13 protein-coding genes are annotated in these 12,479 nt (G+C 53.7%); all 13 read left to right on the forward strand.

All coding sequences use genetic code 11. From position 1 onward, the window contains the following. Positions 1-37 precede the first annotated feature (37 nt). Entirely contained in the window at positions 38-1,243 is a 1,206-nt protein-coding gene (locus tag TPH_RS02970; protein ID WP_015049742.1) for a phosphotransferase, read from the forward strand. A gap of 116 nt (positions 1,244-1,359) precedes the next feature. Beyond that, positions 1,360-2,799 carry a trimethylamine methyltransferase family protein gene (locus TPH_RS02975; protein ID WP_015049743.1) on the forward strand — a complete coding sequence of 480 codons (1,440 nt, stop codon included), beginning with the start codon at positions 1,360-1,362 and terminating at the stop codon, positions 2,797-2,799. A 367-nt stretch (positions 2,800-3,166) separates the two neighbouring features. Continuing rightward, a complete protein-coding gene (locus TPH_RS02980; RefSeq protein ID WP_015049744.1) occupies positions 3,167-3,964 on the forward strand; it encodes a methyltetrahydrofolate cobalamin methyltransferase in 798 nt (265 codons plus the stop codon). 473 nt (positions 3,965-4,437) lie between these two features. Continuing rightward, complete coding sequence (locus tag TPH_RS02985; RefSeq protein ID WP_015049745.1) at positions 4,438-5,091, forward strand: HAD family hydrolase; 654 nt, start codon at positions 4,438-4,440, stop codon at positions 5,089-5,091. Between the two features lie 2 nt (positions 5,092-5,093). Beyond that, positions 5,094-5,813, forward strand: coding sequence for a phosphatase (locus TPH_RS02990; RefSeq protein ID WP_015049746.1), 720 nt, complete (start codon positions 5,094-5,096; stop codon positions 5,811-5,813). Between the two features lie 267 nt (positions 5,814-6,080). Beyond that, positions 6,081-7,406, forward strand: coding sequence for a bifunctional folylpolyglutamate synthase/dihydrofolate synthase (locus tag TPH_RS02995; RefSeq protein WP_015049747.1), 1,326 nt, complete (start codon positions 6,081-6,083; stop codon positions 7,404-7,406). Positions 7,407-7,462: 56 nt separating this feature from the next. Further along, positions 7,463-8,119 (forward strand): redox-sensing transcriptional repressor Rex, encoded by a 657-nt coding sequence (locus TPH_RS03000; protein ID WP_015049748.1) that lies wholly within the window; start codon positions 7,463-7,465, stop codon positions 8,117-8,119. A gap of 184 nt (positions 8,120-8,303) precedes the next feature. After that, positions 8,304-8,564, forward strand: coding sequence for a DUF4321 domain-containing protein (locus tag TPH_RS03005; RefSeq protein ID WP_015049749.1), 261 nt, complete (start codon positions 8,304-8,306; stop codon positions 8,562-8,564). A gap of 3 nt (positions 8,565-8,567) precedes the next feature. Further along, entirely contained in the window at positions 8,568-9,173 is a 606-nt protein-coding gene (locus TPH_RS03010) for a Maf family protein (protein WP_015049750.1), read from the forward strand. An 11-nt stretch (positions 9,174-9,184) separates the two neighbouring features. Next, the gene (gene radC / locus TPH_RS03015) at positions 9,185-9,844 is read left to right on the forward strand and encodes a RadC family protein (protein ID WP_037999542.1); all 660 of its coding nucleotides are present in this window, start codon (positions 9,185-9,187) and stop codon (positions 9,842-9,844) included. Between the two features lie 31 nt (positions 9,845-9,875). Next, positions 9,876-10,895 (forward strand): rod shape-determining protein, encoded by a 1,020-nt coding sequence (locus TPH_RS03020; RefSeq protein WP_015049752.1) that lies wholly within the window; start codon positions 9,876-9,878, stop codon positions 10,893-10,895. Between the two features lie 17 nt (positions 10,896-10,912). Next, complete coding sequence (gene mreC / locus TPH_RS03025) at positions 10,913-11,752, forward strand: rod shape-determining protein MreC (RefSeq protein WP_236608848.1); 840 nt, start codon at positions 10,913-10,915, stop codon at positions 11,750-11,752. Positions 11,753-11,925: 173 nt separating this feature from the next. Further along, positions 11,926-12,474: a rod shape-determining protein MreD gene (mreD, locus tag TPH_RS03030; RefSeq protein WP_015049754.1), complete on the forward strand. Its 549-nt coding sequence runs from the start codon at positions 11,926-11,928 to the stop codon at positions 12,472-12,474. The last annotated feature ends 5 nt before the right edge of the window (positions 12,475-12,479 follow it).

Raw genomic sequence — 12,479 nt, forward strand, 5'->3', positions numbered from 1 at the left:
TTTATCTTTTTCTATTAATAAGAAGGGGGAAGGGACATTGGATGCAAGTAGAATGCGGCGTCTGGAGCTGCTGGATGCGGATAAAACATTTAAGTTGCTCGGTTACGGCCTAAAGTTGCACAGTCTGGTCGAGGATCTGATTCCCACCCTGGAACATTCCTTCCTGCACAGTCAGATCAAGGAGTTGGTGGAGACATATTATGACATTGGGAAAGTGACCGATGTTTTTGAGATCTTCGGTGGCTATATTAACCGGAGTTTCGGGATCTATACCGAAAAAGAGGGGAAAAGATATCGATACTTTGTGCGCAAGTACAAAAAGGATATTGAGGAAAAAGAAATTATGCTGGAGCATAATCTTATCACCTGTGCAAGGGCTAACGGGCTGAGTATCGCTGCCGGGCTCATACCCGCGAAAAATGGGCGGACCTTTGTCAAATTGACAGAAGGTCTGGATGATAACTCGCAAGACTGGTACTTCGCTGTTTATGATTTCTTGGAGGGAGAAGACAAGTACACCTGGGTAGAGAACGAGTGCACAGATGAAGAATATGAGAGCGCAGCTGAAGTTCTGGCTGTTTTTCACAACAGTGTACGCAATTTCGATCCCCAGGGGCTGGAAAGGGTGGAGCTAAAAATTCTGGACTTGCTGCCTACGCTCCCAAAGCTCTTTGAAAGTTATGCAGCAATGGACATTAAGAACCGGTTCCACGATTACTTTAAGAAAAATTTGCCTGCCATCCTTGATGTCATCAATAAGATCAAGATCCCTGCTGAAGATGTCGCCAAGATGCCGCTTAACCCCATACACTGTGATTTTCATCCTGGTAACCTAAAATTCAAAGATAATAAAGTGGTGGGAATATTCGATTTTGATTGGTCTAAGATCGATCTGCGAATATTCGAGATAGGGTTGGCTCTTGTTTATTGCTGCAGTTCTTGGGTGGACGAATTGGATGGGGTTCTCCACCTGGATCGCTGCAAGGTCTTTTTGCAGGCCTATCAGAAGAAACTGCGGGAACTGGGTGGCCTCCCTCCTCTTAATGAGACGGAGAAGCGGTATTTGCCGGAAATGCTGAACGCCGGTAACATCTATTTGATATTCTGGTGTCTGCGTTCTTATTATGATGACCTAAGCCTTAATGTATATGAATACCTGGCATATCTACAGCACCAGGTCAAGTGTATGAATTGGGTTGAGCAGCACCGCCAGGAGATTTTGGACATGGTTGAAGCAATTTAGTTGTGTTGCTGGCGAAATAATCAGGGTTAACTGTGCGAGAGATGTTAAGCGGGGTCATTTTGAGATCCTGAGCACGAGGTCTCCAGGAATAACCTTGAGAAAGGGATGAGAGAACTATGTACCGGTTCGCAAGCTTCTTCTCTCCAGAGGAAATAGAACAAATACATGAGGCTTCCCTGGAGATTTTAGAAGATGTTGGTTTGTTGGTGCGCAATGAGAAGGCACGTAGTGTTTTTGCCCGGCGCGGATGCCGGGTGGATAACCAGACGACTCTGGTTAAGATCCCGCGTCAGGTAGTTGAGGACTGTCGGAGCTCTTTTGTTCCTAACTATAAATTCATTGCTCAAGACCCTCAATATGATGTCGTCCTCCCCGATGACAGGCCGGTAATCGTAACCGGGAGTTCTGCTCCCAATATTATTGACCCCAAGACCGGCGAGGAAAGAAGGGCGACATCTACCGACATTGCCAACATTGCCCATCTGATCAACGAACTGCCGGGCTTTGATGTCTTTTCCATCTCTACGCTTGCCGATGACGCTCCTGAGGGCCAGTTTGCCCTTTCCCGCTTCTACCCCGCCTTGAAAAACTGCAAGAAGCCGGTGAGAAGCAACACACCGACCATTAAGGATCTAGAAATGGTACTGGAGCTGGGAGAGATCATCGCGGGGAGCAAAGAAGCATATATGGAAAGGCCATTTATCAACCATCACTACTGCCCGGTGGTTTCACCACTCACGATGGATGTGGAATCCACTGAAGCGATAATCTACCTCACCGAGAAGGGACTCCCTGTATACGGGACGATTGTTCCTAATGCCGGGATGTCCGCACCTATGAGTTTGATGGGGACTCTGGTGCTGGGCAACGCCGAGTTCCTTGCTCTAAGTACATTGATTCAATCAATCCGCCCGGGAGCTCCGATGATATATGCGGTTCTATCCACCGTCGCGGATATGCGGACAGGGGACTATGCGCCCGGAGCGATCGAAACCGGTATTCTTCAGATGGCACACACGGAGATGGCAAGATTCTACAATGTTCCCTCCGGTGGCTATATCGGCCTTACTAACTCCCATTGTAATGACGCACAGTCCGGGTATGAAACCGGGATGAATGTCACCGCTGCTCTGCTGGCCGGAGCAGATCTTTTCAATATGGGTGGACTCTTAAGCAGTCTGATGACCTTTGACTATGCCAAAGCGGTTATCGATAATGAGATAGCCTTGATGTTAAAGCGAATCACAAGAGGTATGGAATTCAGCAAGGAGAATATGTGCCTGGATCTCATCAAGGAAGTCGGACCCGGTGGGAACTATATGGACAAGATGCATACGCTCAAGAACATGAAAACGACAGCAGTACTGCCGAAGGTGGCGAACCGGCAGGGGCGCGGGCACTGGGAGGAAGAAGGGCGCCCCGACTCTCATGCCCGCGCCCTGGCAGAGGCCAAAAAGATTCTCATGCAGGACAATCCCGCCCGCTTCCCGGCAGAACTGGACGCCAAGATCCGTTCCCACTTCCCAGGTATTGTCCCCGGGGATTGCAAGTGGTAAAGTTATGTTATGGCAGACCCTCACGCCGCCTGGGGCGGCACCAACAGAGGAACGAAAAAAGGGTTTATCCTTGCCGGCGCAGCGACCTGACGGGGGTTGTTACTCACCCTTGACGAAGGAGCAACAAACGGCAGCCGAATCGAGACAGGATGTCGAGATAGGCGACTCTGTGCCAGGGTAGGCGCATAGGAGCCGGTCGGCTGCTTATCTATCGACGAGTCTTAGGGCGAGTTAAACCGAAAGATCCGGGAGCAAGCGCAAGGATAAACCGAAACGTATTTTCATGACAGCCAAGTGCTTTGTTGTTGATGATGTTTTTAAGTAGTATAACTGCTTTCCGGAAAGAGCAGAGAGAAGGAGGATTCCAATGCTGATCGTAGGTGAACTGATCAACGCCAGCCGCAAGCCCATCGCCGCGGCCATAGAGGCACAGGACGTGGAAGCCATCAAGAAAGTGGCCAGGGACCAGTATGAAGCCGGAGCGGACTACATCGACGTCAACGCCGGCATCTTCGTGGGCAAAGAAGCCGAATACATGGAATGGCTGATCAGGAACGTCCAGGAAGAAGTGGATGCGCCCTGCTGCATCGACAGCCCCGATCCCAAAGTGATCGAGAGGGGGCTGGCGGTGCATAAAGGAACGGCCATGATCAACTCCATCTCCCTGGAAAAGGACCGCTACGACGCCCTTCTGCCCATCGTGGCGGGGACGGACCTGAAAGTTGTGGCCCTCTGCATGAGCGACGAAGGGATGCCGGAGACCGCAGAAGACAGAGTGAAAATCGCCGAAAAGCTGATCGACGGCCTGGTGCGGAACAACGTCAAACTGGAGAACATCTACGTTGACCCCCTGGTTCAGCCGGTATCCACGAAGAGCACCTTTGGGGTGGAGTTTCTCAATGCAGTCGAAGAGATCATGGAGAGATTCCAAGGGGTTCACACCATCTGCGGGCTCTCCAACATCTCCTACGGATTGCCGGTGCGGAAGCTTCTGAACCAGAACTTTGCCGTCATGGCCGTGGCCAAAGGGCTGGACAGCCTCATCATCAACCCTCTCGACAAGCAGATGATGGCCAATCTCATCGCCGCCGAAGCCCTTGCCGGGAGGGACGAATACTGCGTCAACTATCTGAAGGCCTACCGCCAGAAGAAGTTCGAATTCTAACTCCGTCTTTGAGAGATAACAACCCCCCCTTATTAAAACCCCTCCTCACCGTGAGGAGGGGCTATCTTATTAATTATAAGAGATTTTCTTCGGATTAATTCTCGTACCTATCGAAAGAGCATCTTTGATTGTTTAAAATGGATTATGAAGCAAACGGGGGGCAAACTGAGGAGAAGGTGTGATTATAAGTGGTAGTAGACTAACATGCCGCCATCAGCGGCACCAAAAGAGGAACGAAAAATACCCGGCGGGTCTACCGGCGAGCGACCTATGGAAGGCCGGGTAACAGGACAGGCAACTTGTTACGCAGCATCCCAGAGCTGTCCCGAAGCGAGCCGTCGTCCTGTCCGGCCTGGAATCGGGAGTCGAGCGGCAGACCGGCGGGTGAACTTGCTGTATTTTTATAGCAGTTATGAGAAAGACCGGATGTGAGGGTTAGGATGTATCGGCTGCAGTGAATGAGGAGGATTGTGATGGGCCTTGCGATGTTCGATTATGACGGAGTTATTGTTGATTCCTTCGATCAGGTGGCGCGCGATTTCGCGGAAGCATGCCGGGCAAACGGCTTTTATGGTATCAATACTAAGGAAGACCTGGCAATTTTGCATGACGGCAACTGCTATGAACAAATGATGAAGCTGGGGCTTCCGGAATGGAAGGTGGACAAGATCATTAGGGATTATGAAGCCATTGCTGAGAACCATCTTGAGGAAATTCCCCTCTTTGAGGGGATGGCCGAGGCCCTTCGGTTGATCGCCGGCCGACATAAGATTGTCATCATTACCTCGAATATTTCAGAGCAGGTGCGGAATGTTTTAAAAAAACGAGGGATTACTTGCATTGAGGATGTCATAGGAGCCGAACTCGAGAAGAGTAAGGTAAAAAAGATCCGCAGGGTTATGCAGCTTTACTCCATTTTCCCTGCTTACTATATCGGAGATACCGTAGGAGATATTGTCGAAGGGAGGGAGGCGGGGGCTCTTACCGTTGGTGTTGCCTGGGGCTGGCATGACCGGGAAAGGTTAGAAAGCGTTTCTCCGGATTATCTCGTGTCCACACCTCAGGAACTGGCAGCGGTTTTGTGCAGCAGGCCGGAGCGGGAGCAGAATAACGGGAGGAGGGACTGAGCATGAAACTGGAGGCGGATCTGCATACTCATACCATTGCCAGCGGACACGCATACAGCACTCTAAATGAAATGGTGGCGACTGCCCGGGAGAAGGGCTTGAAGATGCTTGCTATTACTGACCACGACAACCGGATGCCAGGTGGACCAGATCTTGAATATTTTTTCAACATGGCCATTTGGCCGAGAGAAATTCAAGGGGTAAGAGTGCTCAGGGGCGTGGAAACGAATATTGTTGATGATGTCAGGGGCGTCGATCTCCCGGAGGAACTGCTGGACCGAATGGACATAGTCCTGGCCGGTTTTCACGCTGATGCCGGGTATCTTGGCCATTCGGTGGAAGAAAATACCAGGGCGATGGTTGCTGCCCTTCGTAACCCTAAGGTGCACATAATTACCCACCCTGGAAATCCGCGTTTTCCGGTCGATCTGAAGAAGGTTGTTTTGGCTGCCAAGGAATATGGCAAGGTCCTGGAAATAAACAACAGTTCCTTTCTGGTGCGGCCCAAAAGTGCCCCTCGCTGTCTGGAGTTGGCCAGACTGGCCAGGCGGTACGGTGTGCCGGTGGCCATCAACAGCGATGCCCATATCTGCTTTCAGGTCGGGGATTGCAGCGAGGCGGTTCAGTTAGCCGTCCAGGCCGGCATCGAAGAGGATGCCGTTTTGAATTCCTCTGCGGTTCGGGTGCGGGATTATCTTGCCCGGCACGGAAAAGTTATATGACCGCAAGAAAATTGTTATCCGATAATATGTACCGATGCCGTTACCGTTGCAAGGCGCTTTAAGCGCAGCCGGTAGTGGGAACAATTAATTATAGTAGCTTCTTATTAGCATCCTAAAGCAGGAAATGCGGTTTTCTTGTCGAATATCCCAGGAAGTTATGTGAAAAAAGTATCATAAAAGGCGGGTGACAGCCTGCGTTTCCGGAAAAGCCGCTGTGACTTAAGCGGACGCAACTTGTTGGGGACACCTGCCGGATGCGGGCGGCAAATGAATTACCAGGAAGCACTCGATTTTCTTACCGGACTCACGAAATTCGGCATCAATTTCGGTCTAGAGCGCATTGAACATCTGATGAGCCTGCTTGGGAATCCGGAGCGGGCGCTGAAGGTCATTCATGTCGGGGGGACGAATGGGAAAGGTTCTACGGCCGTGATGGTATCGCGCGTCCTGGAGGCGGCAGGGTTCCGGGTTGGGCTCTTCAGCTCCCCTCACCTGCACTCCTACACCGAGCGCTATCTGATCAATCACCGGCCTATCTCTCAGGAGCGCTTCGCCGGCCTCATGGAGCGGTTGAAACCCCTTTTGGAGCGGATGGTGGCCGAAGGGCGGGAGCACCCTACGGAATTCGAGGTCTGTACCGCCCTGGCCTTGCTCTACTTCTTCGAGGAGAAGGTTGATTACGTGGTCCTGGAGGTCGGGCTCGGAGGGGTTATCGATTCCACCAATGTGGTGCCGAACCCCCTGGTCTCCGTAATCACCAATGTGGCCTTTGATCACATGGATTACCTGGGGAACACCATTACCGCCATCGCCGAAAAAAAGGCGGGCATCATTAAAGAAAAGGGTTATGTGGTGACGGCAGCCTGGTATCCGGAGGCCCTGGCGGTGATCGAGGAGAGGTGCCGGGAGATGGGGGCAACGCTGTTGCGGGTTGGAAAGGAGATAACCTGGGAGCTGCGGGAATCAACGCCGGAGGCCACCCTTTTTGACTTAAGAAGCCCCTGGGGCTTCTATCAAAATCTCAAGGTGCCTTTGGCAGGACAGTACCAGGCGGTAAATGCCGCTACGGCACTGGGGGTTGTCGAACTGCTGCGCTATCGACACGGGGTGAGAATCGGGGACGATCACCTTCGACAGGGTCTGGCGAAAAGCCGCTGGCCGGCGCGGCTGGAGATGATCTCCCGTGCCCCTCAGGTGATCGTCGATGTCACCCACAACCATGACGGTTCTCGGATGCTGAAGAATGCCCTCAGGAACATTTACCGTTACCGCAGGCTGATCCTGGTGATGGGGATGCTGGGTGATAAGGAGAGAGAGAAGGTGGTGGCCGAACTGGCTCCCCTGGCTTCGGTTGTGATCATTACCAAGCCGCTGAACCCTCGCGCCGGGGATTGGGAAAAGCTGGCCGATGAGGCCAAGCGCTATGTGGAGCAGGTGTTCATCATCGAGAAGATAGCCGAGGCGGTGGATGCCGCTCTTAAAGAGGCCTCCAACGAGGACCTGGTCTGCGTTACGGGTTCTTTTTATATGGTGGCGGATGCCAGGGCGTATTTGCTGGAGAGGTATTTTTCAGGAGCAGCAGCTGGCACTTGAGAAATGTGGAGGAAGAAGAGAATGACTGCAGAGGACGCGGTGAGAGGAGGATATTATTGAAAACGCTGAAGATACCGGAAGCCACAATTATGCGGCTGGCCGTCTACTCGCGCTACCTGGAGCGAGCCGAAAAACAGGGAATTACGACCGTTTCTTCGGCAGCCATAGCAGATGGGACAGGGGTGAGCCCCGCCCAGGTGCGCAAGGACCTGGCCTACTTCGGCGAATTCGGGACGCGGGGTGTCGGCTACCATACCGGAGAACTGAGCTCCAATATCAGGCGCATTCTCGGTTTGAACAGGTGCTGGTCGGCGGTGATCGTTGGTGCAGGCAAGCTCGGCTCTGCTCTCGCACTTTATGAGGGATTCTTAAGCCGCGGTTTTCGGATCGTTGGGGTTTTCGATATCGACCCTAAAATCGTGGGAAAGCATTTGGGTGAGATCGAGGTTCTGCATGTTTCCCAGCTTGAGGATGTGGTCGCCAGGAAGAAGGCGGAAATAGGGATTATCACCGTACCGGCAAGCGCAGCTCAGGAGGTGGGGGAGCGCCTTGTTAAGGCCGGTGTCAGAGCCCTTCTGAACTTTTCACCGCATGTGCTTAATCTGGCGAGGGATGTCATCGTGCGCAATGTGGACTTTTCCCTGCACCTGGAGGTCTTGACCTTTAACCTCGTTTTTGGAAAGATCAAAAAGGAGGTGGCCGAAGAAAAGTAGCGGCGGCAGACGCCTTAAGAGGAAATAACGCCGTGCCGTCCGGAAAAACCTTGCGGCAGGTTATTCACCGTTTTCGACCAGAAGTGGAGAATACTTAATAGGGAACCCGCCTTGTATCTTGCCGTCTAAAATGTTAGACTTTTAAACAAATAACGGCTGTTTGTGCGAAAAGAAGGAGCGTTTAATGAAGGTATCAGCTAGTTATCGAAGTCCTTGGTTGCTGGTGATACTGCTGGTCCTCGGCGGGGTTTTCGGAAGCCTGGTGGGGGATGTGCTGAGCGGCACACCGGCGCTGGGCTTTTTGGGAACGGCGAGGAGCATCGGACTGCCTGTAACGACACTCGATCTGGATGTGATCACCCTGACGTTGGGCTTTACCGTGAGGGTCAATCTTATCGGCTTGATCGGGTTTGTTCTGGCTTTTTTAATTTACCGGCGGCTGTAAGGGATGGTGGCGTTGCAGGAAATTATCTTGGCCTCCGCTTCCCCCCGGAGAAAGAAGCTTCTGGAGCAGATTGGGCTTAAGTTCCGGGTTATCCCCAGCCGGGTCGAGGAGATCCCGGAACCCGGCCTGGAGAAGCGGGAGCTTGTATTGAGATTGGCGAATTTGAAAGCAGGATACGTAGCGGGGCTCTACCCCTGGGCGATAGTTCTGGGAGCCGATACCATCGTTTGCTGCGAAGGGCAGATCCTGGGGAAGCCGCGCGACCGGGATGATGCCGCCCGCATGCTGCGGCTGCTTTCCGGGCGCATCCATGAGGTGATCACCGGTTTGGTTCTGCGGCAGGAAAGCAGAGGGCTTGTTAGAACTGAGGCTGTAACCACCCTGGTTCGTTTTCGCGATTTAAGCCAGAGAGAGATCGACGGTTACATTGCCACCGGAGAGCCCTTTGACAAGGCCGGAGCCTACGGAATCCAGGGGTATGGAGCGTTGCTCGTCGAAAGCATCAACGGGTGCTATTTCAACGTGGTCGGCCTGCCGTTGAGCAGGCTAGCGGCCATGTTTCGGGATTTCGGGGTGGAGTTGCTGTGCCCGAACCTGAATACCGTCTGACCATCAAGAGTATGCCTGAGGATATGAGGCCGCGGGAGCGGATGAGGCGGGTGGGCCCCGGCGCCCTGTCGGCGGCGGAGTTGCTTGCCATCATCCTGCGCACGGGGACTCAGGAGGAGTCCGCCCTGGAGCTGGCGCACCGCATTCTGTTGGAGCCGCGCGGCCTGCGCTTCCTGGCAGAGGCGACCATTGACGAGCTCTGCAGCATCAAGGGGGTCGGCCTGGCGAAAGCTGCCCAGGTTAAGGCGGCTTTAGAGTTGGGGAGGCGCCTCTTCTGCCTGGAGCCTGACCTCAAGCCGGTGATCCGGAGCCCCCAAGAGGCTTCCAATCTGGTTATGGAGGAGATGTGCTACCTGGACCGGGAGCACTTCCGGGTTATTCTTCTCAACACCAAAAACAGGGTTCTGGGTGTGGAAACGGTTTCCATAGGCAGCCTTAATTCCTCTCTGGTGCACCCGCGAGAGGTTTTCAAGTGTGCGGTGCAGCGCAGTGCTGCCGGTGTAATCCTCGTCCACAACCACCCCAGCGGTGATCCCACACCCAGCAGCGAGGATATCGAGATCACGCGCCGCTTATCCGATGCCGGAAGAGTGATAGGGATCGAGGTTCTGGACCATATTATTATTGGGGATCATCTTTTCGTCAGTTTCAAGGAAAAGGGTCTGATTTGATTCCTTATTTTGTAAGGAAGGAGCTAATATCGTGCTTTTTACCAGAGATTTGGGGATTGATTTGGGAACTGCCAATACCCTCGTACACTTGAAGGGCAAGGGAATCATCCTTATGGAGCCTTCCGTGGTGGCCATCCGCCGGGATACCGGGGAGATTCTGGCGGTGGGAGAAGAAGCCAAGCAGATGATCGGGAGGACGCCGGGCAACATTGTTGCCATCAGGCCAATGAAGGACGGGGTTATAGCCGATTTTGATGTTACTCAAAGCATGCTGCGCTACTTTATTCGCCGCGCCCTCCAGAAAAACAACCTGCTGGTGCGCCCGCGGGTGGTTATCAGCGTGCCCTCAGGAGTAACCGCCGTTGAGGAGCGGGCGGTCAGAGAGGCCTCCCTCCAGGCGGGCGCTAAAGAGGCTTACCTGATCGAAGAGCCCATGGCCGCTGCCATTGGGGCTGGATTGCCGGTTTACGAGCCTACCGGGAATATGATCGTCGATATCGGTGGGGGTACTACTGAAGTGGCCGTTATCTCGCTGGGGGGAATCGTCACCAGCAAGTCCATTCGCATCGCCGGCGACGAAATGGATGAGGCCATCGTCCAGCATATCAAGCGCGTTTATAACCTGATGATTGGTGAAAGAACTGCCGAGGATATCAAGATTAAGATCGGTTCTGCCCTTCTGGATGGTAAGAAGGAAACCTATGAAGTGCGCGGCCGCGACCTGGTGACCGGGCTTCCCAAGACGGTGGAAATCACTGCGGAAGAGGTGCAGGCTGCGCTTGCCGAGACGGTGGCGAGCATTGTAGAGGCGATCAAGGTCTGCCTGGAGAAGACGCCCCCGGAGCTGGCAGCGGATATCATGGACCGGGGGATCGTTCTGGCAGGCGGCGGATCCTTGTTGCACAACCTTGACAAGCTGGTGAGTGAGCAGACCGGGATACCTGTGTTGATGGCAGAGGAGCCTCTGTACACGGTAGCCCTGGGCACGGGTAAAGCCCTGGAGAACATTGAAATACTGAAGCGTGTGATGGCTACGCGCAACGTTCGATAGGGTGTGTGACCGTTGTGATGAGTTTATCTCTGCGGAAGAAACTGGGGATACTGCTGGGGATAGCCGTTCTCTGTCTTGCTCTGGCGCGCTATACGGCGGATTTTTCCGGAGGTGTTTTTTTAAACGAGCTGCTGGCGCCTCTACAGGGAACGGTAATGCAGATCTGGCATCGGGCGGAGGCCGCCTTTGAATATGTGGGACAGGCGAAGAAGATCAGCGAAGAAAATGCTGCCCTCCGGCAGCGCGTCCGGGAGCTGACTTGGGAGAACAACCGGCTCAAGGAGTATGTTTACGAAAACCAGAGACTGCTCCAACTGCTCGACTTCAAGGAACGCCAGGCGGAACGCTTCACCCTTCTCGGTGCCAGGGTGATAAGCCGCGCCCCGCACAGCCAATCTGGTATTCTGGTGGTCGACCGGGGGGGAAGGGACGGCGTGACGATGAATATGGTCGCCGTATCGGATGCCGGTTTGGTAGGCCAGGTGGTGGCAGTTGGGGAGAGCACTTCAAAGGTTCTGCTTATCCTCGACAGGGAGTGCGCGGCCGGGGCGATCGTTCAGGAAACCCGCACCCCAGGCGTGATCGAGGGAAGCAGAGAGAGCCCCGGTCTGCTGCGGATGGTCGACCTCCCCTATGACGCCCAGCTGGAAGTGGGGCAGGTTGTGGTTACCTCGGGGATGGGTGGGATTTTCCCAGGAGGCATCCCTATTGGGGAGATCGAGAAGGTGGAGGGTAGCGCCCTCGATAAGTATGCCGTGGTGCGCCCCTATGTGGACTTCAACCGCTTGGAAAAGGTATTTTTGATAACCGAGGTGCATAATGTTCCGGAGCCGGCGGACGGCGCTGATGGCTTGTGAGAGCGCTCGGAAGGCAGGATTTACCTTTCGGCGGTGCTCTTCCCGCACCCCGGCCTGAAGCTATTCGTGGAGGCGCGAAAACAGCCGCTCTTGAAAGACACCCGGATGTCGCCGCATTTGAAGGCGCCTGAGGCTATCTGGAAGGCATTTCGAGAAAACGGGAGAGGAAAAGGTTGAAAGGGAGATTCTGGCGTGCCACACTCGTCTTGCTTACCTTTATCATATCCCTGATCCTTCAAACAACGATCCTTCCGCTTCTCGAGATAGAGGGCGTGATGCCGAACCTGATCCTTGTCCTCGTCGTTTTCACCGCTCTTTTCAGCAGTGCTTTTACAGGTGGGGTTGTGGGATTTACTGCTGGTTTGGTACAGGATCTGATCATCGGCCGCTACCTGGGGCTTTGTGCGTTTAGCGGGCTGCTGGTCGGCTGGCTGGTGGGTGAACTGGAAAGCAGGTTCTATAAGGAGAACCCCCTGGTGCCCGTCATTCTCGTTTTTATTGCCACTTTTGTCTACGACCTGGTCTATTACTTGGGCCGGGGGCTGTGCGGTTCTTTTCCCTTTTCTCTCTCCTATGCCGGTAGAAGCATGCTGCTGGAGGCCGTTTATAACATGGTTCTGTCCGTTGTCCTCTATAAACCACTGTTGCGCCTCTTCTTACCGGCAGCTGGGGATTATTCCGACAGGAGCAGCGTCCATTTTTTTGATGCCTTTTACAGGTGAGGAGC

It is taken from the genome of Thermacetogenium phaeum DSM 12270 (assembly GCF_000305935.1).
GTDB lineage: Bacteria > Bacillota > DSM-12270 > Thermacetogeniales > Thermacetogeniaceae > Thermacetogenium > Thermacetogenium phaeum.

What these genes read in the sequence shown, in the direction of transcription:
- radC (WP_037999542.1), top strand. Translation starts at nt 9,185, where the DNA reads ATGCCTGAGGATATGAGGCCGCGGGAGCGGATGAGGCGGGTGGGCCCC.
- TPH_RS03005 (WP_015049749.1), top strand. Translation starts at nt 8,304, where the DNA reads ATGAAGGTATCAGCTAGTTATCGAAGTCCTTGGTTGCTGGTGATACTG.
- TPH_RS02980 (WP_015049744.1), top strand. Translation starts at nt 3,167, where the DNA reads ATGCTGATCGTAGGTGAACTGATCAACGCCAGCCGCAAGCCCATCGCC.
- TPH_RS02985 (WP_015049745.1), top strand. Translation starts at nt 4,438, where the DNA reads ATGGGCCTTGCGATGTTCGATTATGACGGAGTTATTGTTGATTCCTTC.
- TPH_RS02995 (WP_015049747.1), top strand. Translation starts at nt 6,081, where the DNA reads ATGAATTACCAGGAAGCACTCGATTTTCTTACCGGACTCACGAAATTC.
- mreC (WP_236608848.1), top strand. Translation starts at nt 10,913, where the DNA reads ATGAGTTTATCTCTGCGGAAGAAACTGGGGATACTGCTGGGGATAGCC.
- TPH_RS02990 (WP_015049746.1), top strand. Translation starts at nt 5,094, where the DNA reads ATGAAACTGGAGGCGGATCTGCATACTCATACCATTGCCAGCGGACAC.
- TPH_RS02975 (WP_015049743.1), top strand. Translation starts at nt 1,360, where the DNA reads ATGTACCGGTTCGCAAGCTTCTTCTCTCCAGAGGAAATAGAACAAATA.
- TPH_RS03010 (WP_015049750.1), top strand. Translation starts at nt 8,568, where the DNA reads ATGGTGGCGTTGCAGGAAATTATCTTGGCCTCCGCTTCCCCCCGGAGA.